This is a genomic window from Gottfriedia endophytica (assembly GCF_017814275.1).
Lineage (GTDB): Bacteria > Bacillota > Bacilli > Bacillales > Bacillaceae_G > Gottfriedia > Gottfriedia endophytica.
The window spans coordinates 22,278-47,532 of sequence record NZ_JAGIYQ010000016.1 but is presented as its reverse complement, the minus strand read 5'-3'; the positions used below and the strand labels follow the sequence as shown (position 1 = coordinate 47,532).

Genomic DNA, 25,255 nt, shown 5'->3' with positions numbered 1-25,255 from the left:
GTCTTTTCACAAAAATCAAGTGAAGGGAAAAGCACCCTTCTCTTGATTTTTGCTCCAAAGCCTTTCAGAGCTACCAAGTCGCTTCCGCTTTTCTAATGTACCAATGTTCCATTTTGCTTTCCTTGTACCATGTAGGCATGGGTGAGGTAAACCCTTGATGATCGTTAACAATTTGGTTAATTCGATCCCACATTTCGTTAATTTTATCTGGTATAACTTTATGTGTCCAAACGATATCAGATGGGATAATCATTGCGGCATAAAGAGCATAATACATCCAAAATTCATTTTCAGGTTCTCCATTAAAATAACCGTGAATTTGTCCTACGGAAAATGGAATACTAATTCGCCTACTAAACAAAGCTGTTTTATGAAAATCATGGTATGGATCTCCCCATTCAAACCGGTCAAAATCGATAACACCTGTAAAATTTTGATTGTGAAATAATAAGTTGGAAGGATGGAAGTCATCATGTAAAAAATGCATTGGTCGATTATCCAAATAGTGACTAGAAATTTCTACAAACTCCTCTATCTTTTCAATATAAGGATATGAATAGCCGGCTTCCTTAAGGAGAGTCATATACCGTTTATATTTATTTAAACGATATGTTTTCCAGGTTTCAGAACTTTCTTTTTGAACAACAGTATGGATCATTTTAAGTGCTTTACCTGCTTGAATACCACAAAGATACTGTTCTTCACTAGAAAATGTCGGTAACAGTTCTTCTCCATCTTTCCCCTCAACCCAGCTCATAACTTGAGCACAAATCGATTCTTCTGGTATTTCAATAAATTGAATAGGAATTTGAATTGGAACATGTAAGTTTAAAAAACTTTGTAAGTGAATATAAATTCCATAAGCAATCTCTTTTTTCTCCAATTGATAGATTTTAATGAAAATAGATTCATTTTTATGAAATGAAACCTTCCATTTTTCTTCAAAAGAAAATCCTTTTGTAATTTGGAGAATTTCTATTGGTTTTTGATGACTGGATAGTTTTTTTAAGACTGAATGGATCCTTTTCATTTACACACCTCCAATTAATTCAAAATTGACAGAAAAAAGTTATTCGCCACTTAGTATGAAATTTCCTTTAATCAATTTTTTGATATCATCGATATTACTGTAAGAAACTATCACGTTTGACTGTACACTTTATAAAATATATAATGGGAGTATTATAGTTTAAAAGGGGGGCTTCAGTTGGGATCGAGTACCGAATCGGCGAATTGGCGGAAATAGCTCAAGTATCGAAACGTACAATTGACTATTATACGAATTTAGGTTTGCTTGAAGCAAAACGCTCACGATCAAATTATCGATATTATGCAAAGGAAGCTTTAAATACCCTTCGCATCATTGAACACTGTAAGAAGATGAGAATACCTTTAGAAGAAATTAGAGGATTATTAAAGAACCAACTTCTACAGAATACTTGTGTATTTGAACAAGTACACTCAATTTTTGATCAAATCATTCAGCTTGAATGTGAGTTAACTAAATTAAAAACAGGTTTGCAGCTAATGGATTCTAGTGAAAAAGAGGTGCTAATAAATACATTACACCAACACGTTTTTCCGTTAGTACAAACATTAAACACATTTTCAAATAAAGGAGACATGTGAGTAGCGATGTTCTTTCATCCTATGGATATACTTATTTTTATTGCCTTTGGTTTATCACTTTGGGCACAATCAAAAGTATCAAATAATTTCTCAAAATGGTCTCAAGTACCAGCAACTTTTGGATATACAGGTGCGGATGTTGCTAGGAAAATATTAAATGATCGTGGGTTATTTCATGTACCAGTAGAAGTGATTCCTGGTAGATTAAGTGATCATTATGACCCAACATCTAAAGTGGTTCGATTATCAGAAGACGTATACTACGGAACAAGTATTGCATCAGTTTCTGTAGCTGCCCATGAAGTTGGTCATGCCATTCAGCATGAAGAATCTTATGGATTTTTGACTTTACGTCATCAAATATTCCCATTGTTAAATATAACAAGTGGTATTGCACCATTACTTTTACTAGCTGGATTTATCTTTCATGCTACTTCTCTAATTGGATTAGGGATTCTTTTCTTTTCTGTCGTTGTTGCATTTCAGGTAATCACATTACCTGTTGAATTTAATGCAAGTTCACGTGCAAAAAAGATTATGTTAGCAGATGGGATTATCAGCAAAAGTGATGCAGAAGGTGTAAATAAAGTATTAGGGGCTGCAGCATTAACTTATTTAGCAGCAGCTTTAATTTCAGTTCTTGAATTGGTAAAATATATATTAATTTTTAGACAAAACGAAGAAGATTAATAGATAATAAGATTCTGGTACGTAATAATATAGAGTAGTAGACTAACTATAATACGGTTTATATACAGGAGGTGAACACCTGAGAAGCGATTCTCAGGGTTGTCATTGGACATAGTTAACTTGTTTATGATTTTGTTTTTAATCGCACTTACAGCGTTCTTCGTTGCAACAGAATTTGCAATCGTAAAGATTCGTTCAAGTCGAATTGATCAGCTAGTAGCTGAAAAAAAACGTGGTGCATTAGCAGCTAAAAAGGTTATTTCAAATTTAGATGAATATTTATCAGCTTGTCAGCTAGGAATTACAGTTACTGCATTAGGTCTAGGGGTAATAGGTGAGCCAACTATTTTTCGTTTAATCGAACCTTTAGCAGAAAAAATTGGCATGAATCCATCGGTTGCGACCACAATTTCTTACATTATTGCCTTCTCCCTGATTACATTTATTCATGTTGTAATAGGCGAACTGGCACCTAAAACGGTAGCAATTCAAAAAGCTGAAGGTGTTGCACTACTTCTTTCAACACCTTTAATCTATTTTTATAAAATTGCCTTTCCGTTTATTTGGATGTTAAATCATTCTTCTCGATTTGTTGCAGGGTTATTTGGATTAAAACCTGCTTCTGAATCAGAAGAAGCTCATACGGAAGAAGAATTAAGAATAATCCTTTCGGAGAGTTTTGAAAATGGAGAAATTAACCAAGCTGAGTATAAATATTTAAATAATATTTTTGAATTCGATAATCGTTTAGCTAAAGAAATAATGGTACCACGTACTGAGATTGTCGGACTTTACGCAGAAGATAAGCTAGAAGACCATTTAAATACGCTTAAACATGAGCAATACACGCGTTACCCGGTCTTCGGTGAGGATAAAGATAATATCATTGGTATGGTCAACGTAAAAGACTTTTTTATTCGTTATTTAGACGGAAAGGTTGATAAAACGTATGACATAGCTACGTATACTCGTCCAGTCATTCAAGTAATTGAAACAATTGCAATTCATGATCTTTTATTACAAATGCAAAAGAAACGTATCCCTCTTGCAATTTTGTATGACGAGTATGGTGGAACAGCAGGATTATTAACAATGGAAGATATACTTGAAGAAATTGTTGGAGAAATTCGTGATGAGTATGATGGAGATGAACAACCTCCTATCCAACATATTAACGATACACATAAGATAGTTGAAGGAAAAGTGTTGATTACAGAAATAAACGATCTTCTTGGTCTATTTGTGGAAGATGAAGATGTAGACACAATTGGTGGTTGGATGTTAACACAAAACCATGATATTAAGCAAGGTCAATCTATTTTCTTTGAAGACTATGAGTTTAAAGTTACTTCAATGGATGCACATCAAATTAAACTAGTAGAAATCAAGAAAACAAATAGTGATGCTTTACCTGCAAACTAATCTTAAGCCCGAAGATGAACTTTCACATCTTCGGGTTTATTATTTATCCCGCTATTCGCGGGCAGTAAGACCCCTACCTCAAGATTCAAAGAGAAAAGAGGGAGATAGGTGGGGGATAACTGCCCGTAAAAGCCCGATTGGGCGGGCTAGCCATGAGTGGGGGATGAAAAAACCCCCACTCATGGAAGTTTCACTTTATCTCATATTAATATACAATAAGACACTCACCTCAAAATTGTTCAAATTTAGTGCGTTTAGATTATAAGTAGTAAAAATCACCTAAAACAAATACCCTAAATAGTATAAAAAATGTAAAATAGTAACATTTTTTGTTAATTTCTAAATAAACGTTGAAAGTCTGACGAATTATGATAAAATCTAAATAATCAGAAAAAATCGAATAATTAAAAAGTGAGGAATTGGCATGAGTAATGTATTTCGTAAAAAATCAATTTCAAAAATGCTTGAAGAAAGTAGTAATAGTCAGTTAAAAAGATCATTAGGTGCATTTGATTTAACTTTGTTAGGGATTGGAATGACTATTGGAACAGGTATTTTTGTTTTAACTGGAATTGTAGCTGCTACTCATGCAGGGCCAGCAATTTCTTTATCTTTCGTCCTTGCTGGTATAGCATGTGCATTAACGGCGTTTTGTTATGCAGAGTTTGCTTCAACTGTACCAATATCGGGTAGTGTTTATACGTATTCATATGCCACCATTGGAGAACTAGTGGCATTCATAATTGGTTGGGATCTAATGCTAGAATACTTATTGGCTGTTTCTGCTGTAGCAAGTGGTTGGTCCGCTTATTTTCAATCATTAATAGGAGGATTTGGCATCCATTTACCAGCAGCCATAACGTCAACACCTGGTGGAGGAAGTAAGGGAATAGTAGATTTACCGGCAGTTTTAATTGTTTTAATTATTACAGCTCTTTTATCAAAAGGAATTAAAGAAAGTGCAAGAGTTAATAATATAATGGTAATAGTTAAACTAGCAGTAATCATACTTTTTATTATAGCTGGAGCGAAATATGTAAAACCTGCTAACTGGCATCCTTTTATGCCATTTGGATTTCATGGAATTGTAACTGGTGCTGCAACCGTATTTTTTGCTTTTATTGGCTTTGATGCAGTTGCAACAGCTGCTGAAGAAGTAAGAAAACCTAAGCGTGATTTGCCAATTGGTATTATTTCTGCATTAACAGTTTGTACGATTCTATATATTGCAGTTTCACAAATTTTAACAGGGATGGTACCTTATACAAAACTTAATCTATCTAATCCAGTTTCATTTGCATTACAATATGTCGGACAAGATTGGCTTGCAGGAATCATTTCAGTTGGTGCAATTATAGGGATTACAACGGTATTATTAGTGTCTTTATTTGGACAAGTTCGAATCTCTTATTCAATGAGCAAAGATGGCTTATTACCAAAAACTTTTTCTAAAGTACATCCTAAATTCCAGACACCTTTTAAAAATACTTGGATGACAGGGATAGTGGCAGCATTGATTGGTGGATTTGTTAATATTGGTACACTTGCTGAATTAATTAACATGGGTACTTTGTTAGCATTTACATTAGTATCGTTATCAATCTTAATTTTAAGAAAACGTCATTCAGAACTTAAAAGAGGATTTAGAGTACCGTTCGTACCTGTTTTTCCGATTGTTAGTGCGGGATTATGTATATATTTAATATTGAATCTTTCAAAAGTAACATGGATAGCATGTGGAATATGGATTGTCATTGGTTTGTTTGTTTATTTTAGTTACAGTAAAAATCATAGTAAGCTCAATGGAAGTGTATATGAAGAACAAAATTTTGTTCAAAAATAACGATAAAAAAAGAAGCTAATTTTTTTAGCTTCTTTTTTTATGAATATTCAATCGGATAGTTCTTATGTTAATAAAATAAATTACATCTAAATGATAAAGAACCTTTTTGAGCTTTCTAAGAAATTTCTCATAAGTGAAAAATGTCACAAATATTTCGAAATATTAATAGGAAATTTGGGGTAATTATTAGTATATTCAAATTAGTAAAACAAATTGGAGGGTCTTATGTTTAATAAATTTTCTTCACGGAAAAATTCAGTGATTTTATGGTTAGAAAATTATCTTTCTAACCAAGTGGTACTTTCTATCCAAGATGATAAAGTAATTGAGATGATGTCATTAATTAATTTAGGTGAAAATGATTTAAAAGTATTAAAATCGATAAAACCTATTATTGAGGAACACATTCAAGAATTAGCTGCTGCATTTTATGATTCAATTTTGAAGGTTCGACATTTAAAAGAAATCATTGAAAGATATAGTTCTATTAGTAAGTTAATAAATACATTAAAAATCCATATACTTGAAATGTTCAATGGTGAAATTAATACAAATTATATTAATAAAAGACGGAACATAGCTAAAACACATTTTCGTATTGGATTAGATACAAGTTGGTACATGGGAGCAATTCATCATCTACTTCATAAAGTTCTAGTAGTTGTTTCTTCAGAAATAAAAACAAAAGAGGAACTTGATTTAGCATTTTCAACAATTATGAAAATCTTTTGTTTAGAACAACAACTAGTCTTACAGGCGTATGAAATAGAAAGTATAAATGTAAAGGAGCAAGATTATTTAAGAGTTAAAAATGAGATTACTCAGCAAATGTTAAATACTAGTACACATCTACTGGCAATATCTGAAGAAACAAATGCATCTGTTGAGAAATTAGCCCAAAATAGTGAGCAAGTACAAGGTCACATTCATCATACTAATAATGAATTTGGTAATACTGTAAAATTAGTAGAAAACGGAAAACAAACGATTGATTACACAAACGAAAAAATGGGTGAAATTATTAATTTAATGAAAGCTGTTGAGGAATCATTAGGGGAATTAATTCAATCAAATGCAGAAATCGAACAAGTTGTAAGACTAGTTCAAGAGATTGCTGAACAAACCAATTTGTTGGCGCTTAATTCAGCTATTGAAGCAGCTAGGGCTGGTCAACATGGAAAGGGATTTGCAGTTGTTGCAACTGAAGTTAAAAAACTAGCTGAAAATACGAAAAAATCGATTTTAGAGATTAAATCAATAACGATGATTAGTAATAAATGTACTGAAGAAGTCATGGGATCAATTAATAACGTTAAGAAAGAAATGGAATATGGATTAGAATTTACGAATAAAACAAGGGAAGTTCTAAATAGCATAAATCAATCTACTAAAGATAATACAGTTACAATGGATGAGATTTGTAAGCAAGTTGATGAATTAAGAGAGAATATCGTAACGATTTACCAAGCAACTGCAGAGGTAACACGTTCTGCGGAAGTCTTAAATGAAGCAACTGCAATTTCATAACTAATAATTTGATACAGTTACAATTTTACACTTTATTAAAAGCCTCTTTTTAAAAAATTGTTGCTTTTAGGTTTTATAATTTAAAAGACATACGTTGATTGGAACGGAAGTGTGCCCAGGCTTCTGTGGGAGATGCGGGAAGGCTGAGAGACCCCACAGGAGCGTTAGCGACGAGGAGGCTCAACTCACGCCCATAGGAAAGCGAGCATCCTGGAGTGGAAGTCAACTTACACATACTGAAATAGCAACAATGTATACGAAAACAGATTATTAAAAACAACCATCTAATCAAGGCTATTCCAAGAGTTATTTTGCTAATCTTTGTATAATTGTTCACAAATCCTTAACAAATAGAATGTTCCGTGAATTTGTAATTGTTGTAATATAAAAGTGTAAGCACATAACGAATAAATGGGGGATTAATGATGGGTGAATTAGCAGTTACACTTAACATTACATTGTTTTTACTTTGTTCAACTTTAGTAGGTTATTGCATTTTTGATTCATAATATTGAATAAAGTAATCAGTCAAATCTTTTCTCACAATCGTTTCTTACAAAACCTCTTCATTTACCTTTTACGTACACATTCGTAAAAGGCCTTTTTTATTGGATGAAAATATTATGTTAAAAGAACATCATTATAGGATGAATTCCTTATTTTCATGGGCCATGGTGCGAATTTTATTAGCATGGATGTCTCTTTTCTAAAGGCTCTTTTTTTGTTGCTTTTAGGTTTTGTGATTTAAAAGACAGAAGTTGATTCGGGCGGAAGATGCGAGACTCTTGTGGGTATAGCGGGAAGAGAGCAATCTGGAGTTGTAATCAACTAACGCATTTTAAAATAGCACCGATGTTTAAGAAAGCAACTTTATAAATAATTAGTGATAAGTAACCATGAAAATATTTTGGTAATCAAAAGGGTAAATTTAGACGATTTTTTGCTAAATTTACTCTTTTTTTAGTATAAACCTCTTTTTAATGAAAATAATATTCTTTAGTTAATTTTTGTTGATATTTTTTCAAAAATAGAATATTATCATTAAAGGCGAGAATTCCTATAAGAATTAAGGAGATTGATAATGATGAACTTTAAAAAATTATCTTTGACATTAGGTACTGTAGTATTAGCATTAGGTTTTGCAGCTGGATGTAGTAATACTTCAAATAAAAATACTGATACACTTTCTGCTGTGAAGAAAAGCGGTGAATTAAAAATAGGAACAGAAGGTACATATGCACCATTCACATTCCATGATAAAAATGGTAATTTAACTGGATTTGATATTGATCTTTCAAATGAAGTTGCAAAACGCTTAGGTGTAAAGCCTAAATATTTTGAAACTCAATGGGACTCAATGTTTGCTGGGTTAAACTCAAGTCGTTTTGATATGATTGCAAATGAAGTTGGAATTAAACCAGACCGTCAAAAAGAATATTTATTTTCAGAACCATATAGTAGTTCTTCAGCAGCATTAGTTGTACCAAGTAGTAACAATAAAATAAAGTCTTTTAACGATATTAAAGGCTTAAAATCTGCTCAATCATTAACTAGTAACTACACAGGAATTGCAAAACAATATGGAGCTCAAATCGTAGGAATTGAAGGGTTTAGTCAAGCAATACAGTTAATTGAATCGAACCGTGCTGATGTAACGATAAATGACAAACTTGCAGTTCAAAACTATTTAACTGAAACTGGCGATAAAAAAGTGAAAATTGCTGCACTTGAAAAAGATACATCTAGTAGTGGATTTATGTTCAGAAAAACAGATGATTCTCTTGTAAAAGCAGTTAATAAAGCATTAGATGATATGAAAAAAGACGGCACATATAATCGAATTGTAGAAAAATGGTTCGGTAAAAATGGACTTAAGTAATTTAAGTTCTCAAGATTGGAATAACCTTTTAACCATTGCGAAGGATGCTTTCCTTCCAATGGTTAAAACTGCTATTGAAGGTACAATCCCATTAGCTATTATTACGTTCTTTTTTGGGTTGATCTTAGCTTTTATTACTGCTCTTTTCCGTCTTTCAAGTAATAAAATATTAAATGGCATTGCAAGAGTTTATATTTCGATTATTCGGGGAACACCCTTATTAGTTCAATTATTTATTATTTTTTATGGATTACCAAGTTTGGGAGTTACGATATCACCATATATTTCTGCAATAATTGGCTTTTCTTTAAGTGTAGGAGCATACGCTTCAGAAATCATTCGAGGCGCGATCTCATCAATTGATAAAGGACAATGGGAAGCAGCATATTCTATGGGGATGACTTATGGGCAGACGTTAAAACGAATTATTATCCCTCAGGCAGCAAGGGTATCACTTCCACCATTATCAAATACGTTCATTAGTTTAGTGAAAGATACTTCTTTAGCATCGCTTATATTAGTTACTGAAATGTTCCATACAGCACAACAGATAGCGGCAGTTAATTATAAATTTTTATTAATTTATTCTGAAGCTGGACTAATCTATTGGGTAATCTGCTTTATTTTATCAATTATTCAGCATAGCTTAGAACGTCGTGTTGAACGCTTCATTGCAAAATAAAGGAGGGTATCCAGGTGATAAAATTAGAACATATCAAAAAACAGTTTGGAGAGCTTGAGGTTTTAAAGGATGTTAATTTAAATGTGGAAAAGGGTACAGTAACGGCTATCATTGGTCCATCTGGTTCGGGTAAAACAACCTTTTTACGTTGTATGAACGTTCTTGAACAACCAACAAGTGGTAAAATAACGATTGAAGGTCAAACGGTTGACTTTTCTAAACCAGTACCTAAAAAAGACATCATTAATCTTAGGTCGAAAACAGGTATGGTATTTCAACAACATCATTTATTTCCACATTTCACAGCTGTAGAAAATGTTATGGAAGGTTTAATTACAGTTAAAAGAATGGATAAGAAGCAAGCTAAAGATAAGGCTCTTGGACTTCTTAAAAAAGTTGGATTAAGTGATAAAGCCGATTTATATCCATTTCAATTATCTGGAGGCCAACAACAACGTGTTGGTATTGCACGTGCTTTAGCTATGGAACCTTCAGTTATTTTATTTGACGAACCTACCTCTGCATTAGATCCGGAGCTTGTACAAGAAGTACTAAAAGTTATGAAGGAATTAGCTGATGAAGGGATGACAATGATTGTTGTAACACATGAAATGAAATTCGCTCGTGATATAGCGAATGAAGTGATTTTCATGGATGGTGGCTATATCGTTGAACAAGGGTCACCAGAACAAGTTTTAGTTCACCCAAAAGAAGAACGTACAAAACAATTTTTACAATTAATTCAATAGAAATAAGTTTAAAAGAGGTTATTCTACACGAAAGTGATAATGCACTTAGGTTGTAGAATAGGCCTCTTTTTTTCCATAAATTACATCTTTTCTAATTACATATGAAAAAAGATTTGAGTCATACTATCATTACACTACTTAAGGAGGTGAGACACATGGCAAACAACAATAACTTAGTAGTTCCAGGTGCTCAACAAGCATTAGATGCAATGAAATATGAAATTGCTTCTGAATTTGGAGTAACATTAGGTGCTGATACAACAGCTCGCGCTAATGGTTCAGTAGGTGGTGAAATTACTAAACGCTTAGTTGCAATGGCAGAACAATCATTACATGGATTTTCTAAATAAATAAAAATGGATATAGGGATGGAGATCTTCTCCGTCCCTTTCTTATGACAGCATGATATTTAAAGAGGTGAATGATCGAAATGATTTGTCCACTATGTAATGCTTTAACAGAATTAAAAGTTCAATGTTCTGTGTGCCAGAATGAATGTGAAGATAAAGGAAGAGCGATGGATTATGATGAAAATTATAGCCCTTATATGGATTATGAATTGACTGCTTTAACAGATGGATTAACGAAAAATAATTCAAATTTATTTTGTGCCCATTTGTATTATTGTAAACATTGTAATGATAGTGCGATTAAATTAATTGAGAAAATATAAAAACGAAGTACCTAGTAGAGTACTTCGCTATTTTTTTGATGATATATAGGTAATGGTTTCAGCGAATGCGTTCTTCCGTTTCTTTATTGAAGAAATGAGCTTTGTTCATATCAATCGCTAATTTTAGTTCTTGCCCATGTGAAAAAGTTGTTCGGGCGTCTAGTCTTGCTACAAATTCATTTCCTTCAAAGGAGCTATAAAGCATTGTTTCAGCACCGAGTAATTCTGATACTTCAACTTTTACATCTAAAATACTGCCTGGAGAAGCGCTTAAGAATACAGGCTCATCATGAATATCTTCTGGACGAATACCGAAGATAATTTCTTTTCCGACGTAACCGTTGTCACGTAATGTTTTCATTTTACCTTCTGGAATCGTAATTTTCTTTTCTCCTACTATAATGAATCCTTCTTCTAATTTTCCATTAAAAAAGTTCATTGCAGGTGAACCGATAAATCCCCCTACAAAAATATTTTCTGGGTGATCATAAACCTCTTTTGGTGTTCCTACTTGTTGGATAATTCCATCTTTCATTACAACAAGTCTTGTTGCCATTGTCATAGCTTCAGTTTGATCATGTGTTACATAAATCGTTGTTGTTTGCAAACGTTGATGAAGTTTTGAGATTTCTGAGCGCATTTGAACACGCAGTTTCGCATCAAGATTTGATAAAGGTTCATCCATTAAGAAAACTTTTGCATCTCGAACAATCGCACGTCCTAAAGCTACACGTTGACGTTGTCCACCTGATAATGCTTTTGGTTTGCGCTTTAAATATTCCTCAAGCCCTAAAATACGTGCTGCTTCTTTTACTCGACGTTCAATTTCAGATTTTTCGAACTTACGAAGCTTTAACCCGAATGCCATATTATCATATACAGTCATATGAGGGTATAATGCATAGTTTTGGAATACCATCGCGATATCACGATCTTTTGGTTGGACATCATTTACTCGTTCTCCATCAATATAAAAATCACCTTTTGAAATTTCTTCTAATCCAGCAATCATACGAAGAGTTGTTGATTTTCCACAACCAGATGGACCTACAAAAACAATGAATTCTTTATCATCAATATGTAGATTAAAATCTTGAACTGCAGTTACATTATTATCATATACTTTGTAAATATTATTTAACTGTAATTCAGCCATGGATATACTTCCTCTCTTTTTAAATTGATTTAACAACCTATTTTAATAAAGTGTAATAGAATGAGCTTTTTGAAACAATGTAAATCTGTACAAAAAAACAATAAGAACTTTGTGTAAAATGCACAAAAATCTTAATGTTCAGAAAAATTACGTTAGGTAATGTGATTAGTTATTCGGAACTGTTACTTTTTCTAATAAATAGATAGCTAAAAATGCAATGTAACTGCTTTGAAAATCTTTTAAATCTATACCTGTGCGTTCTGTAAATTTGTCGACACGGTATTGTACTGTATTACGATGAAGGTAGGATTGCTTTGCAGTAGCAGTTATATTTTGATTATTTTGAAGAAAAAATTTTACAGTTTCTAAGATTGGATCGTCTAGATTAAATTCTGATAATATTAGATCAGGTAAGATCTCTGTCATTTCTTGAGGTAATAAAGATAGAAAATATGGAAGAATTTCATTCGTGAGCAATAAAATATTTTTATGTTTTTTATTTCGTAAAGCGTATTGAAAACAGTTTTGCTCAAAGGAAAAAAATTGCTGTAAATTACTTTGAGGATGGTGAAGCTTTCCAATAAAAAAAGTAATGTCATAAAATAGATCAGCAGCAAGTGTTTCTTGAACATAATTTATGTATTTATTGTCATAAGATTCGGTCTGAATTTTTTCTAGAATGAAACCTTGGTTTGCTTTACACCAGATAATTGCAACTTCATTGTTAAAAAATGCGGTAATTGTTTCTTCAAATGCAGCATAATCAATTGTTTTTTGCTTTATGTTAAATTGTATAAAGCGAATAGATTGGGGGATTGGAATTTTTTCTTCAGTAAAAGGATTCTTTGCATTCTTTAGAATTAAATAGTTATACCACTGTTGATGTGCACCATGCTTGTGTTCAAATAATACGGCGTTTGGAAATAGTGCATATAGCAAGTTTAATTGGTCGTTTGTTATCACTTCTTTTTTTATTCCAACCGGTGTTTGATAAGAATCGATTGTAAACCAGAAATAGTCATCACTTTTCATTGTTGAATTGGATAGAATAACATTTTCATTTCCGAATAAACGATTTAAATTATCAATCATTTTGTAACCTCACACTTTGTTTCTTATATTTTACACCTTATCACTACATAAAGAAAAGAACCGTATTTTACGGCTCGAATTTAGTTAATTCATAAAAAAGTGAAACCAAATTTTCAAGACCTCTTTTTTTGATCTCTTCTTCATCAAAAACCATTGGTTTCGAGTTGACTTCAAAAATATAATAATGATTTTCTTTATCTCTGCCAATGTCCATTGAAAATTCATAATATGGCCCAAAGCGGTTAGTCAGAGCTTTACCAATTTCATTGGCTAGATTGTTTATGATGAATTGATTAACAGGAGTAGATAACTTAGTTACTGACATAATTGAGCCACCTCTTGGTACGTGTGTTGTAATTGCATTTAAATTTGCAACTCGAACCCCAATCCCAGATACAATGTATTTTTCTTTTTGCTTATGAACCAGTACTCTCAAATCGTACTTTTGTCCATTACTTAAAATAGAATGAATGTTTTTTTGAATGACAGTGCTATGAAGGAAAGGACGTAAAAAATTCCAAGCTTTCTCCAAAGAACAAATTTGTGAGTGACCTTTTGAAGATTGGATTTCAATCTGATTTTCAGTCAAAAGATTAAAACAAAATATTCCTTTTCCTTGCGAAGCTTCATGATGCTTTACATAAATCGATTTCCACGTTACAAGGTAATACAATAATTCTTCTTTAGAATGGATTGTAACAGAAGGTGGTAAGTATTTAGATAAGTTACGATTCTTTGATAGAAGTTCAACAAATTCCTTTTTTGAGCAAAAACCTTTATTAAAAAACGGTATATTAAAGTCTTTAATTAATTGTATGGTTTTTTTGTATTCTGGTAATTTTTCAAGCAGAGGAGAGGGTATTCGATTATAGACTAGGTCTGGAAAGGGGCATTGGATCTGTATCCATTTCTTACGATTCGAGCAATAATAATGTGCATTCACACATTTATATACAAAACTTGACGGTGTTACAATTATAGGTATTCCACCACTATTCATAATATAGTTACTAATCCGTTTAAAAGTTTCGTAATTCCCACTAAAAGGCTCTCGTTCTTTACCTGTTAAAATCGCTACAATTGGTCCTAGATGTGTGTCATTCTTTTTTACAGGAAATGTTAAATAATCTTTACTTGAAGTATGGTTAACTATCTTATTTATAGATAATTTATTTTTGCCTAATTTACATATGTCGTTTGAATCATTATGATACCAGCACGAGGATGTAAGGTGATAAAAAACTGAGGTCATTTTAACACAACCTCAGTTAAGTTTGTTTTGGCAAGATGGGTAGCGTATTGTAAGAATAAATGCTTCATATGACTATCTATTTTTCGTAACTCAGGATGTGAAAAGATTGAGCGTCCTGGTTTCGAATTCGCTTCAAATAACCATACTTTTCCATTTTGATCAATTCCTAAATCAAATCCAATTTCCCCAATGTGCCCTTTGATTTTTTCATCAAGGACTTTGCTGATTTGAAGAGCAGCATTCGATAGTTTGGTGCGGAAGTCTTCAGCAATCTGCTTTTCAAATAATTCATCAAGCATTTTTACTTCACCGCCATTATTTAAATGGGTAGTGGTACTTCCTTTTCCGGCTACTTTAGCTGCAATTGCAGTTACTTCCCAAATTCCGTTTCCATTTTTATTTGCATGTACCCTAAAATCAAGTGGTTTTTGCTTATGTCTAAGTAGTGAAATACCTTGTTGAATAATAAAATCTTCTAATCGATGACCTTTAAACACATGGTTAATTAAGGATTCCAAAGTAGAAAATTTTTTAAGTCTATTGGTACCATTCTCTCTATATCGGCAATAATAACATTCTTCTTCTCTAGCATAACGTATATTTGTGACTCTTGATCCTAAGCTCCCATTTTCTGGTTTCATATAAATATATTGAAAATCTGAGAGAAACTGTTCGATGTCATCGAAATTTTTAAATTTTACAGTTTTGGGTAAATAGTGGCTAACATCACTGGATTGTGTTAACTGCAAATAAACATCCCATTTATTAAAAAATCCTGGGTTAAAACATGGGATTTGATATTCTGACTGTAATCGTTGTTTCACAGATTTTACGTGCTGGTGTTTTTCTGTTTTTCGATTAGGAAGACGATTATAAATAACTGTTGGAAATGGTACGGTATGGCGTACCCAACGTTCACTTGTGAAAAAATAACCATAAATCATTTCAGATTCCCAATCGATACAATGGGTACCAAAAACAAAAATATAATTATTTTGACTTGAGTTTGAAGCAATTAAATTTGCAAATAGCATACTTCGATCGCCAATTGGACGTAATAAGCTTTCGGTAAAACCAGCTGTAAATATTCCGATTAACGGAGTAAGATAAAGGGTTTTTTCATGAATGTAAGGTGAAATATTACCACCAAAAGGAATACAAAGCTGTTCAGCTAAACTACTCGATATAGAGATTTCATTTTGTAGGCCACTTATTGAAATAAGTTGACATGGAAGTTTTTTTGATCCAAAAGAAATGTATTCAACGGTTCTGGGTAATGCAAATTGTTCAGGTACTAGTACAAGTTGATCTCCGCTCTGATGAGTTTGTAGCTGAAAAGTTTCTATCATTAGCTAATTTCACTTCTTTCATTTTTAGATTGAGTAAGTAGGTATTTACAATATTTAATAGGAGCTGAATAAACTTTATCTTGATTCGCCAAATCTGTTTTTAGAACTACTTTTCTCCCTGGTTTCGAATTGATGTCTAAAATCCATACTGCCTGGTGTGCATCAATTCCTAAATCTAACCCAATTTCAAAGAGTGGAGGAAAATGCTTTTCAAGAGTGATTGGAAGTGTTGATGAAATCGTATCAATTTCGTCCTGTAAAACGAGAGCAGATTGTTGGGAATATTGTTTTATCCATTCTTCAAATGGAATGATACTACTTCCCCCACTTAAATTAGAAATAACAGAATCTTTCTGGCCTACTCGGATACCCTTACCTGCTACATGCCAATTCCCTTCTTCATTTTTTTGGAGAAGGACTCGTAAATCTTGGGGCATGTTTTGTTCCGTTGTTAAATTAAGGTATGGCTGGTAAATGTAATTACGAGAGTCTACTAGTGGATGTAGCCACTCAAAGAATTCCTCGCGATTTTTAAATTGTTGTTCATCAATTTCATTAAATTTTTGTGTAACTACTGTAATGGAATAAGCATTTAAAGTGACAAAGAAAATATTAATACCTCGTGAACCATTCATTGGTTTTAAAACAAGCTTTCTAGTTTTTCGTAGTTCTTCAAAGAAAACGGCTAGGTGCAGTAGTTTTTTTGTTTTAGGTAGATAAGGTTTTAATGCATTATCTGTAACGAGTGCCTGGTAGGTCTCCCATTTATTTGGAAGGCCATACCCAAGAAAAGTTACATCTTTTTTATTTTTCAGCCATTCTACAATTGGTCTTGCTTGTTTACTTTTTGTACTGGGTGAATAAAAACAGCGGTCATAGATAAATTGAGGCATTTCAAATGTCGTTTTCTCCCATTCATCTTTAGAAGGAATGTATTTCCAACCTAGAATTAGTTCTGTTGTTGGTTGAATATTAAACGGTGTAAATTGAACAAATTCGATTCCTTGTTTTGCTGCTGCCTTTGCCATATGTTGAACATATTCACCTTCTTGACGTTCCTTTAAAGATAAATAACCTATTCTCATTTTCACTCAACACTCCTTAACTTATAGATATGATTGTGCAAAAGAAAAAATAGCCTTTGTTGATGGACGAATTTTATTTGACTGAAAATGTTCTCCTAAATCTTTTGAAGGCTTCGAATTCATTTCAATGACCCATGGATTAAAATGACGATCTAACGCTAGATCAACTCCAAATTCTACAAATAGGCCATCAAAGGTTGAGTCAATCCACTGACAACATTCAATCGCTAATTCAGCTAATAGTTTCTTTAAATGATAAGCTTCTTTTTTTGATAAAAACGACTGAAGTAGACTAGTAACTTTTTCGATCTCTCCACCCTTAGAAATGTTACTTACAAAATGCTGTTGATGGCTGATGCGAGCAACGGATGATGTAACTTCCCATTTTTTTTGTGGATTTTTATGACATAAAAAACGAAAATCTAATGGTCGATTATTAGATAATAAAAGTGGAATACCTTGCTGAATAATGTATGACTTTTTGTACATGAGAGGTTTCAAATACCTTAAGAGATTTTTTAATGAGGTGAATTCTTTTTCTTTTTTTGAGTGACCATCTTCTTCTTCAAGATAAAAGAAGTTTTTTATTTTGAGTACTTTGAATATCCCTCTTCCTTGGCTTCCATGAATTGGTTTGATAAAAATTGTCTCATACAATGTAAGGAATTTTTCGAGCTGACGATCATGACCATATTCTTCTGTATATGGAACATAGGGTTTTAGATAAGGAGAGTCGATAAAGCTTTGAAAAACTTCAATCTTATTTAAAAAGCGGTCATTAAATAAAGGGATATCAATTTGTTTACATAGAGAAGTGATGTTCTTAAATTCTTTTGTAGCTTCATTCTTTCTTAAATGAATACGGTTATGAATAACTGAAGGAGGAGGTACTTCCACTTTTTCGATACGATCATTTACAAACTTGTAACCACTAAATTGATCAGTTTGGAAATCTTTAAGAGTAGACATATAAAAAACTACATCATTTTCTTCACATAATTTAGCTAATTCTTTACAAAAATCTGTAATTGTACCAAGAGGAGAGGGAGCATTTGGTTTGATTAAATCAGTTAAAATTGCAAATGATTTCGCTTTGTTTATTGAATTATGAGCAGGCATCATCTTCTCTCCAATCGTTTACAAGTCAAAATATCCTATGTGACAAATGCCCAGATGGTGATACATTTTCTTAATCTTTTTAGTCGGATTTTTTCAAAGGCTACCCTGAAAATAATATCTTAAAAGACAATCATTATAATGGGAATTCATTATTTTCATGGGCCATGGTGCAAATTTTATTAGCATGGATTTCTGTTTTTTAAAAGATTATTGCTTTTAGGTTTTGTAATTTAAAAGACAGAAGTTGATTGGAACGGAAGGGTGCCCAGGCTTCTGTGGGAGATGCGGGAAGGCTGAGACCCCGCAGGAGCGTACGCGACGAGGAGGCTCAGCTCACGCCCCTAGGAAAGCGAGCATCCTGGAGTGGAAATCAACTTACACATACTGAATTAGCAACAATGTATACATTGATTGGATTGGAAGTTACAAAACATTAATGTATAGATGAAAATAGTAAGAACATAATGGATATTGTCTGACATATATTAAATTGTTTGGTATAGTTAAAGAAATTAATTGCTTAGGAGGATCCTATACATGGCTACAAATATTTATGATATTGCCTATACTTTACAAAATGCTTTAAAAGAGCAACCTGAATTTCAAAGTTTACAAGCACTTTATAAACAAGTGTTATCTGATCCAGTTGCGAAACCATTATTTACTGAATTTCAAAATTTCCAAATGACGTTACAACAAAAAATGATGCAAGGACAACAAATTACTCAACAAGAAAGTGCTCAAGCACAAGCGCTTTTTACGAAAGTATCTCAAAATCCGCTTATTGCACAATTAATGCAAACAGAACAACGTCTAAATACGGTTATTCAAGATTTAAACAAAATTATTATGAAACCATTAGAAGATCTTTACACTGGTATTAATCAATAATGTTGAAGCAGAAAACTTCTCTTTTATAGAGGAGTTTTTTTGTTTCCAAAAAGTCAAAAATAGTGTTTAGGGAAGTTGTTTTTATAAACTTTGTTGCTATTTAACAATGAGATAAGTTGATTGAAAAGTAGTGATGCTTGTTTTCCGTGGGGGAAAAAATGGATTCTTAGCGATTATTATGAGGCAATCGATTAATACATAAGAAATCATCATTAAATAAAATCAATATCCAATTAACTATGAACCAGCATAGGGTATTGGAGCTACATTGCTTTTCTATTGAATTATTTATTGGAAAAGGTTGTCCTTTTTAAATTTCATATTTCTTTATAGAGGACTATGTTAAACAATTAAAGAAATAGATAAACAAACTCTCTTGAAAGTTTTTTACTAGCGATAATATTAAAATATAAATGAAAATGGCGATTATTACTATAATAGGAATAACTAAAGGCACTTATTCACCACCTTTAAGTAATGAGTATGAGGTAAGAAAAATACTGACTTCTATAGACGTTACATTCAGAATGTTGCGTAAATTTATAGATTCCGTAAACATAGTTTTTTGAACATTAATTGAATAGATAAATAAAAACACGGCGGTATATTAAAGTGGAGGTCGATAAAATTTGATTACAAATCAACAATTAGTAATAAATAATTTAGAAGAAAAATTAAAGCAATTTACTCAAGCAGTTAATGGAGAATGTATAAAGTTTGATGACTTTACTCTATCGAATACAAAAATCTCTACAGACACATTTAATATATTATTACCAAAATCTCCAAATATCCGAAGTCGAGTTGAATTTACGCAAGGGATCAATAGTTTATTATTAAAAGAGTTTAAATTTAGCACTTGGATTGATTCTCAATTTTTAAATAAAGACTGGGGAAAAATAACAAAAGAATATAAGTTAAATGAAGTAGAAGTTAATGTGATGATGAAACTTGAAAATATTCTTAATGTAAGTCAAAGGAATTCTCAGCAGCTTATGATTAACCTGGTGAAAAATAATGAAGAACTTATGAAATATAAAGAGGTTTTTATAAGCCTGTTTGAAGGTACACCAGAAAAAGATGCATTAGAAAGTTATTTTAATAAATTTTCACAAGTGCAAATAGGTGCAGAAGTTCAAATGTTTGTTGGATACATAAATGAAAATATGCCTGTAACGACTGGCTTATTAATAGAAAGTAAAGATAGTTACGGTATATATGATGTGATGACAAAAGAAGCATTCAGAGGTAAAGGATATGGTAGTGAAATGTTTCAATTCCTACTAAATCAAACAAAGGATAAAGAAAAACCGGTTGTTTTACAAGCTTCAGAGGATGGTATAAATATCTATAAACGTTTTGGATTTATAGATGTAGGAGAAATGGTAGTATTTGAATAAGGCATTTTTTTTAAACAAATAAGTTTTAGTTTAATTAAATTTAAGAACTTTATTTTATTTTCTTGTAAATAAATTTATATAATTCATTTATTAGAACTTTCCCTGGTAAAACAAACATTTATCCATTTCTTCGTTCTAAATTTTTTAGGCATGTCATAAGGTTTAGTAACAGAAGATTGTAGGCTGGAGGGATTTGGATGATTTATAAATTACTTGCTATAAATATAGATGGGACGTTGTTGCAATCTAATGGGAAATTAACTAAGGAGACAAGAGAAGCAATTGAATATGTACAAGAAAAAGGAATATATGTCACACTATTCACTAGTCGGAACTTTCAATCTGCAAAAAAAATTGCAAAAGTACTAAAGATACCTTCCTTGCTTATTTCACATTCAGGAGCTTTTATTTCTTCAACGATAGATACCCCTATTTTTGAAAATCGAATTGAGGAAGAGATAGCGTATGAGATCATAAAAAAAATAGAGAGGTATGATTGTAATTTAAGAATTTCTCATGAACATTTTTCAATCGGAAACCGTAAAAAAATGCAATCAAATTTAGTAGCAAAAGCGGTATTATCAAACGCTGATCCTGTTTTTTATCCTATTCAATTTGTTGAGTCACTTTCACATAGTGTTCTAGAAAATTCAATCTCACCATTGAAAATAGAGTGCTTTTTTTCGGATGAAGTCGAAAAAAATAAAGTTCGAATCTACATTGAAGAAAGATTTAAAACGGTAGAATGCTTATGTCATGAGGAGAAGCGGATTGAAATTGTGAGCAAAGGGGTATCAAAATTCAATGGATTAAAAAGGTTAGGAGATGAACTAGATATAAACTTCGATGAGATGGTGGTCATTGGAGATAGTTTTAGTGACCTTCCTTTAATAGAGCGTGTTGGACTTGGAGTTGCGATGGGGAATGCGCCAATTGAAATAAAAAAAGCTGCAGATTGGATTACTCGATCCAACAATCAAAACGGAGTGGCTTACATGGTAGTTGAGCATTTCCGTAAACAATTTCCACTCCCATTTTTAAGACATCATTTGAATTTGGAAAAATAGAAAATAATCATAGTAATGAATACTTCTTACTACATTTGTGACATATTGAAAATGTAAACTGACAATCATTTTTGTCAGTTTTTTACTTTATTAACGAATTTTTACTGATTCATCGTATATATACAACGAAAGGGGGAGTTGAATATGGCACAAATTGCCGCTCAACAGTTAACACTGCAATTAAAATTGATTGCAGGCAAAAATCAAGATGGGAAAGACATTTGTAAGGTAAAGTCTTACAAAAACATAAAGGTGGACACTAGTCCGGACAAGTTGTTAGAAGTTGCAACGGGGTTAGCATCACTACAAGTAATGCCGCTTGATTCAATTAATATTGCAACAAGCGGTCAATTAGCTTAAATAATTTATAGGGGAGGATAAGCTATATGACACAAACTTTAGAGTTGAAATTCTTAAATACGAAGGAAAAGGTCGTAACGATTACAGTAGATAATCCGAAGACACCGGTGAACCCAGTATTAGTTAATCAAGTTATGGATAAGATTGTTTCAAACAATATTTTCTTAACAGCAGGTGGTCCAATTGTAGCGAAACAGGGTGCCCGTCTAGTTGGTCGTGAAGTAGCAGACATTAACTTAGGATAGGGTAAGGATAGGCTCAATGGTATATTTTAATCTAATAAGATTATCGTGTTTTTAACAATGTTACACATATAATTGACTAAAAGGAAAGGATAGATAAACAGGGGAGCAGACCTGTTTTATCTATCCTTTTTGTACTATATATGACCTCATTTATTACAATTTTGAAGATGACTAAAAACTTTCTACTCCATCAATAGTTATGGACCAATAGAATCAAAGAACAGCTAAGCCTTGTGATCCTAAATAAGGAAAATTAGTCCAAGCAGCAACCTGCAATCTAACAAGACTACCATCATCTTGGATAGTAAATACTGAGACTGTACCCTGATTTCCGTTCATTGTATAAAAATGGCGGCCATCTTTACTCACTCCTACATCTATTGGTAGACCTGGAGCTGTATCTACTGGTGTACTGGTAATATGCCCGACAACCGATAGTACTCCATTGGGATCGATTCTGTATGTGGAAATGGTGCCGCTTAAGGTGTTGGTAGTAAATGCAAAACGTTCATCCCTCGTTGTTACAACCCAACATGCGGTCTTAAATCCGTTTGGTACAGAGCCGCTGATCACATGAAGGATACCATCGTTAGTCAATGAATAAGACGATAGCGCATTTGATACTGCTTCTGTAACTAAGAGGATTCCAGACGATAGAAAATAGGCGCCCAATGGTCCTTGACCATATGAATCATTAACGATCGGTCCTGTAATCGTACCATTTTTATTTACATGGAATATACTGAGATGGTTTGATGTAAGCTCAGAGACAAGAATTTTACTGCCATCTGGAGTGAAAAGAACCTGCGCTGGTTGAGCATTGTAAGTACTGAGAGAGTGGGTTGATCCGGGAATAGGAGTAAGGCGTCCGTTATCATCTATGCGAAAACCAGTGATATTGGATGCAAAATTGTTAGCTGCATTACCTACATTGGAAACATAGAGAAGATTACCAAATACATTTATGCTATTGGGCTGAGCACCTCCTGATGGTTTCACATCCACGAGAGAAGGTGCTCCATTATCGGTTATGATAAAACTACTAATACTATTACTGCCTGCGTTAACTGCAAATAGAAAACGGCCATCACGGGACAAAGTTAGAGAACCTTGTGACGCTAGAGGATCAATGCCATCGTTTGTAGTTGCAGTTGATACTTCCCTTGTACCTGTACCTCTGCCATTAGTTTGATAGGCCCCCCTAAAGGTGAGCAGTCCATTCATGTCCCTATTAAAGGCAATGATTTGATTCATTACATTATTATTGGTCATAATGTAAACCATACTCACATTCTCACGATAATAATTGTTCATTTTCTGCATTTTATGACTCACCTCCTCCATATTTTATATGGTTCCTTTGCCACTTCAATTCCTAAAATTGATGGGAATTGGGTTTAAAAGAAATGTCCATATTTATTTCAACATTTAATAAACATTTCAATTCGTCTACATTGACCATTATTAGACATTTTTCTATACTTATAGAAAGTGTAGGAAGGATAAATAATAGAGTTGTTTCATAAGCTGAGCAAAAGTGAATGAAATAACTTATTTTATTTTATATAGGTGATGAAATGAATATAAACGTACTAGGGCTAAGTGACGAACGCTTTCAAAGGCCATTAGATTTATTATCCCAGTTGTTTTTTGAAGAATGTAAAGTGAATCTTTTCGAAGATCAAAATGCAAATATTACGATTAACATGAACATTGACGAGACAAAATGTTTAGTTATAGGTTCATTAGTTGGTGGAGATGAATTTTCAACCCACTATGACAAAAATGAGGATCCCAAATTACATTTTAAAGCAATAAAAAAAGCAGTTAGCTATGTTTTCTTAAAATTATTACAAGAGTATACTGGGATTCAACAAAAATGGGGGATTCTAACGGGTATTCGTCCAACTAAGCTTCTTCATAAAAAGTTAAAAAGTGGTATGTCGAGGGAAGCGGCTTTTAAAGAATTACAAGAAGACTATTTAATTCATGAAGAAAAAATTGCATTAATGCAAAATATCATTGATCGTCAATTGCAGGTTATTCCTGATTTATACAATCTACAAAATGAAGTAAGCATCTATATTGGTATACCTTATTGTCCTACTAAATGTGCTTATTGTACTTTCCCAGCATATGCAATTAATGGAAGACAAGGCTCAGTTGATTCATTTTTATATGGCCTTCATTATGAAATTGAATATGTTGGAGCATTTTTAAAAGAAAGAGGCATTAATATTACTACCATCTATTATGGTGGAGGCACACCAACTAGTATTACGGCTGAAGAGATGGATCTGTTATATGAAAAAATGTATAGTAGCTTCCCAAATATGAAAAATGTAAGGGAAATTACAGTTGAAGCAGGTAGACCAGATACAATTACGCCAGAAAAACTAGAGGTATTAGAGAAATGGAACATCGATCGAATTAGCATAAATCCGCAGTCCTACCACCAACAAACATTGAAGGCAATAGGACGTCATCATACAGTAGAAGAAACAATTACAAAATTTCATTTAGCACGAGAAATGGGTATGAATAACATAAATATGGATTTAATTATCGGATTACCAGGTGAAGGGTTGAATGAATTTCAACATACCTTAAATGAAACAGAAAAACTAATGCCTGAATCATTAACTGTTCATACTCTTTCATTTAAGCGAGCTTCTGAAATGACACAAAATAAACAGAAATACAAAGTTGCCGACCGAAAAGAAGTCGAACAAATGATGAATGAAGCGACTGAATGGACTTCTAGTCATAAATACCATCCATATTATTTATACCGCCAAAAAAATATTTTGGGTAACCTAGAAAACATTGGTTATGCTTTAGATGGCCAAGATAGTCTTTATAATATTTTAATCATGGAAGAGGAACAAACAATACTAGGGCTTGGATGTGGAGCTTCAAGTAAATTTGTACATCCTCAAACAGGGCAAATTACTCGATTTGCTAATGCAAAGGACCCTAAGTCATATAACGATGGTTATGAGCATTATACACATGAAAAAATTAAGATTTTAGATACGCTTTTTCCAATGACGACTAGTTAACGCTAGTCGTTTTTTTCTGTCTAAGAAGGAATTTTTATATAAATTGCTTAATGTATTAATTGTGAAATAAAAAATTAAGGGGG

The 25,255-nt window shown here is 32.6% G+C and carries 24 protein-coding genes; 16 read left to right on the top strand and 8 right to left on the bottom strand.

The window, feature by feature from the left end; translation table 11 throughout:
- Window positions 1-70 precede the first annotated feature (70 nt).
- The gene (locus tag J5Y03_RS17285) at window positions 71-1,030 is read right to left on the bottom strand and encodes an aminoglycoside phosphotransferase family protein (RefSeq protein ID WP_209407253.1); all 960 of its coding nucleotides are present in this window, start codon (window positions 1,028-1,030) and stop codon (window positions 71-73) included.
- A 182-nt stretch (window positions 1,031-1,212) separates the two neighbouring features.
- Here J5Y03_RS17285 and J5Y03_RS17280 point away from each other — a divergent pair, with 182 nt between their 5' ends.
- The 10 genes from J5Y03_RS17280 to J5Y03_RS17235 all read left to right on the top strand — a co-directional run bounded on the left by J5Y03_RS17280 (window position 1,213) and on the right by J5Y03_RS17235 (window position 11,094).
- Window positions 1,213-1,629, top strand: coding sequence for a MerR family transcriptional regulator (locus J5Y03_RS17280; RefSeq protein ID WP_209407288.1), 417 nt, complete (start codon window positions 1,213-1,215; stop codon window positions 1,627-1,629).
- Window positions 1,630-1,635: 6 nt separating this feature from the next.
- On the top strand, window positions 1,636-2,319 hold the full coding sequence (locus tag J5Y03_RS17275; protein WP_209407252.1) for a zinc metallopeptidase: 684 nt from the start codon (window positions 1,636-1,638) through the stop codon (window positions 2,317-2,319).
- Window positions 2,320-2,424: 105 nt separating this feature from the next.
- Entirely contained in the window at window positions 2,425-3,741 is a 1,317-nt protein-coding gene (locus tag J5Y03_RS17270; protein ID WP_209407251.1) for a hemolysin family protein, read from the top strand.
- A gap of 424 nt (window positions 3,742-4,165) precedes the next feature.
- Window positions 4,166-5,584 (top strand): amino acid permease, encoded by a 1,419-nt coding sequence (locus J5Y03_RS17265; RefSeq protein ID WP_209407250.1) that lies wholly within the window; start codon window positions 4,166-4,168, stop codon window positions 5,582-5,584.
- A 225-nt stretch (window positions 5,585-5,809) separates the two neighbouring features.
- Complete coding sequence (locus J5Y03_RS20050) at window positions 5,810-7,111, top strand: globin-coupled sensor protein (RefSeq protein WP_280850556.1); 1,302 nt, start codon at window positions 5,810-5,812, stop codon at window positions 7,109-7,111.
- A gap of 1,084 nt (window positions 7,112-8,195) precedes the next feature.
- Complete coding sequence (locus tag J5Y03_RS17255; protein ID WP_322099599.1) at window positions 8,196-8,990, top strand: amino acid ABC transporter substrate-binding protein; 795 nt, start codon at window positions 8,196-8,198, stop codon at window positions 8,988-8,990.
- Complete coding sequence (locus J5Y03_RS17250) at window positions 8,977-9,672, top strand: amino acid ABC transporter permease (RefSeq protein ID WP_209407248.1); 696 nt, start codon at window positions 8,977-8,979, stop codon at window positions 9,670-9,672. Before J5Y03_RS17255 ends, J5Y03_RS17250 begins: the two co-directional genes overlap by 14 nt.
- Window positions 9,673-9,686: 14 nt before the next feature.
- Entirely contained in the window at window positions 9,687-10,421 is a 735-nt protein-coding gene (locus J5Y03_RS17245) for an amino acid ABC transporter ATP-binding protein (protein WP_209407247.1), read from the top strand.
- 155 nt (window positions 10,422-10,576) lie between these two features.
- The gene (locus J5Y03_RS17240; RefSeq protein ID WP_209407246.1) at window positions 10,577-10,771 is read left to right on the top strand and encodes an alpha/beta-type small acid-soluble spore protein; all 195 of its coding nucleotides are present in this window, start codon (window positions 10,577-10,579) and stop codon (window positions 10,769-10,771) included.
- Between the two features lie 80 nt (window positions 10,772-10,851).
- Entirely contained in the window at window positions 10,852-11,094 is a 243-nt protein-coding gene (locus tag J5Y03_RS17235) for a hypothetical protein (protein WP_209407245.1), read from the top strand.
- Between the two features lie 58 nt (window positions 11,095-11,152).
- On the opposite strand, the gene J5Y03_RS17230 is transcribed toward J5Y03_RS17235, so the two are convergent.
- The 6 genes from J5Y03_RS17230 to J5Y03_RS17205 all read right to left on the bottom strand — a co-directional run bounded on the left by J5Y03_RS17230 (window position 11,153) and on the right by J5Y03_RS17205 (window position 18,147).
- Window positions 11,153-12,250, bottom strand: a complete 1,098-nt coding sequence (locus J5Y03_RS17230) for an ABC transporter ATP-binding protein (protein ID WP_209407244.1) — start codon at window positions 12,248-12,250, stop codon at window positions 11,153-11,155.
- Window positions 12,251-12,415: 165 nt separating this feature from the next.
- A complete protein-coding gene (locus J5Y03_RS17225; RefSeq protein ID WP_209407243.1) occupies window positions 12,416-13,342 on the bottom strand; it encodes a PucR family transcriptional regulator in 927 nt (308 codons plus the stop codon).
- A 67-nt stretch (window positions 13,343-13,409) separates the two neighbouring features.
- Entirely contained in the window at window positions 13,410-14,594 is a 1,185-nt protein-coding gene (locus tag J5Y03_RS17220) for a YheC/YheD family protein (RefSeq protein WP_209407242.1), read from the bottom strand.
- Window positions 14,591-15,943 (bottom strand): YheC/YheD family endospore coat-associated protein, encoded by a 1,353-nt coding sequence (locus tag J5Y03_RS17215; protein ID WP_209407241.1) that lies wholly within the window; start codon window positions 15,941-15,943, stop codon window positions 14,591-14,593. The genes J5Y03_RS17220 and J5Y03_RS17215 overlap by 4 nt, the downstream gene beginning before the upstream one ends.
- Window positions 15,943-17,028 carry a YheC/YheD family endospore coat-associated protein gene (locus J5Y03_RS17210; RefSeq protein ID WP_245208949.1) on the bottom strand — a complete coding sequence of 362 codons (1,086 nt, stop codon included), beginning with the start codon at window positions 17,026-17,028 and terminating at the stop codon, window positions 15,943-15,945. The genes J5Y03_RS17215 and J5Y03_RS17210 overlap by 1 nt, the downstream gene beginning before the upstream one ends.
- 21 nt (window positions 17,029-17,049) lie before the next feature.
- A complete protein-coding gene (locus J5Y03_RS17205; RefSeq protein WP_209407239.1) occupies window positions 17,050-18,147 on the bottom strand; it encodes a YheC/YheD family endospore coat-associated protein in 1,098 nt (365 codons plus the stop codon).
- A gap of 537 nt (window positions 18,148-18,684) precedes the next feature.
- Here J5Y03_RS17205 and J5Y03_RS17200 point away from each other — a divergent pair.
- From J5Y03_RS17200 to J5Y03_RS17180, 5 genes are all read left to right on the top strand, one after another.
- Window positions 18,685-19,038: a YlbF family regulator gene (locus J5Y03_RS17200; protein WP_209407238.1), complete on the top strand. Its 354-nt coding sequence runs from the start codon at window positions 18,685-18,687 to the stop codon at window positions 19,036-19,038.
- Between the two features lie 629 nt (window positions 19,039-19,667).
- Window positions 19,668-20,438, top strand: coding sequence for a GNAT family N-acetyltransferase (locus J5Y03_RS17195; protein WP_209407237.1), 771 nt, complete (start codon window positions 19,668-19,670; stop codon window positions 20,436-20,438).
- 197 nt (window positions 20,439-20,635) lie between these two features.
- Window positions 20,636-21,505, top strand: coding sequence for a Cof-type HAD-IIB family hydrolase (locus J5Y03_RS17190; protein WP_209407236.1), 870 nt, complete (start codon window positions 20,636-20,638; stop codon window positions 21,503-21,505).
- A 144-nt stretch (window positions 21,506-21,649) separates the two neighbouring features.
- Window positions 21,650-21,865, top strand: a complete 216-nt coding sequence (locus tag J5Y03_RS17185) for a DUF1659 domain-containing protein (RefSeq protein WP_209407235.1) — start codon at window positions 21,650-21,652, stop codon at window positions 21,863-21,865.
- 26 nt (window positions 21,866-21,891) lie between these two features.
- Entirely contained in the window at window positions 21,892-22,110 is a 219-nt protein-coding gene (locus tag J5Y03_RS17180) for a DUF2922 domain-containing protein (RefSeq protein WP_209407234.1), read from the top strand.
- 213 nt (window positions 22,111-22,323) lie between these two features.
- Here the strand turns inward: J5Y03_RS17180 and J5Y03_RS17175 are convergent, their stop codons facing one another.
- Window positions 22,324-23,433 (bottom strand): lactonase family protein, encoded by a 1,110-nt coding sequence (locus tag J5Y03_RS17175; protein ID WP_209407233.1) that lies wholly within the window; start codon window positions 23,431-23,433, stop codon window positions 22,324-22,326.
- Window positions 23,434-23,687: 254 nt separating this feature from the next.
- Between J5Y03_RS17175 and J5Y03_RS17170 the strand changes: the two genes are divergently transcribed.
- Window positions 23,688-25,172 carry a coproporphyrinogen III oxidase gene (locus J5Y03_RS17170; RefSeq protein WP_209407232.1) on the top strand — a complete coding sequence of 495 codons (1,485 nt, stop codon included), beginning with the start codon at window positions 23,688-23,690 and terminating at the stop codon, window positions 25,170-25,172.
- Window positions 25,173-25,255 lie beyond the last annotated feature (83 nt).

Coding starts and splice junctions, on each gene's coding strand:
- J5Y03_RS17285 (WP_209407253.1), bottom strand. CDS start 1,030: ATGAAAAGGATCCATTCAGTCTTAAAAAAACTATCCAGTCATCAAAAA.
- J5Y03_RS17275 (WP_209407252.1), top strand. CDS start 1,636: ATGTTCTTTCATCCTATGGATATACTTATTTTTATTGCCTTTGGTTTA.
- J5Y03_RS17265 (WP_209407250.1), top strand. CDS start 4,166: ATGAGTAATGTATTTCGTAAAAAATCAATTTCAAAAATGCTTGAAGAA.
- J5Y03_RS20050 (WP_280850556.1), top strand. CDS start 5,810: ATGTTTAATAAATTTTCTTCACGGAAAAATTCAGTGATTTTATGGTTA.
- J5Y03_RS17255 (WP_322099599.1), top strand. CDS start 8,196: ATGAACTTTAAAAAATTATCTTTGACATTAGGTACTGTAGTATTAGCA.
- J5Y03_RS17250 (WP_209407248.1), top strand. CDS start 8,977: ATGGACTTAAGTAATTTAAGTTCTCAAGATTGGAATAACCTTTTAACC.
- J5Y03_RS17240 (WP_209407246.1), top strand. CDS start 10,577: ATGGCAAACAACAATAACTTAGTAGTTCCAGGTGCTCAACAAGCATTA.
- J5Y03_RS17235 (WP_209407245.1), top strand. CDS start 10,852: ATGATTTGTCCACTATGTAATGCTTTAACAGAATTAAAAGTTCAATGT.
- J5Y03_RS17230 (WP_209407244.1), bottom strand. CDS start 12,250: ATGGCTGAATTACAGTTAAATAATATTTACAAAGTATATGATAATAAT.
- J5Y03_RS17225 (WP_209407243.1), bottom strand. CDS start 13,342: ATGATTGATAATTTAAATCGTTTATTCGGAAATGAAAATGTTATTCTA.
- J5Y03_RS17220 (WP_209407242.1), bottom strand. CDS start 14,594: ATGACCTCAGTTTTTTATCACCTTACATCCTCGTGCTGGTATCATAAT.
- J5Y03_RS17215 (WP_209407241.1), bottom strand. CDS start 15,943: ATGATAGAAACTTTTCAGCTACAAACTCATCAGAGCGGAGATCAACTT.
- J5Y03_RS17210 (WP_245208949.1), bottom strand. CDS start 17,028: ATGAGAATAGGTTATTTATCTTTAAAGGAACGTCAAGAAGGTGAATAT.
- J5Y03_RS17205 (WP_209407239.1), bottom strand. CDS start 18,147: ATGCCTGCTCATAATTCAATAAACAAAGCGAAATCATTTGCAATTTTA.
- J5Y03_RS17200 (WP_209407238.1), top strand. CDS start 18,685: ATGGCTACAAATATTTATGATATTGCCTATACTTTACAAAATGCTTTA.
- J5Y03_RS17190 (WP_209407236.1), top strand. CDS start 20,636: ATGATTTATAAATTACTTGCTATAAATATAGATGGGACGTTGTTGCAA.
- J5Y03_RS17185 (WP_209407235.1), top strand. CDS start 21,650: ATGGCACAAATTGCCGCTCAACAGTTAACACTGCAATTAAAATTGATT.
- J5Y03_RS17180 (WP_209407234.1), top strand. CDS start 21,892: ATGACACAAACTTTAGAGTTGAAATTCTTAAATACGAAGGAAAAGGTC.
- J5Y03_RS17175 (WP_209407233.1), bottom strand. CDS start 23,433: ATGCAGAAAATGAACAATTATTATCGTGAGAATGTGAGTATGGTTTAC.
- J5Y03_RS17170 (WP_209407232.1), top strand. CDS start 23,688: ATGAATATAAACGTACTAGGGCTAAGTGACGAACGCTTTCAAAGGCCA.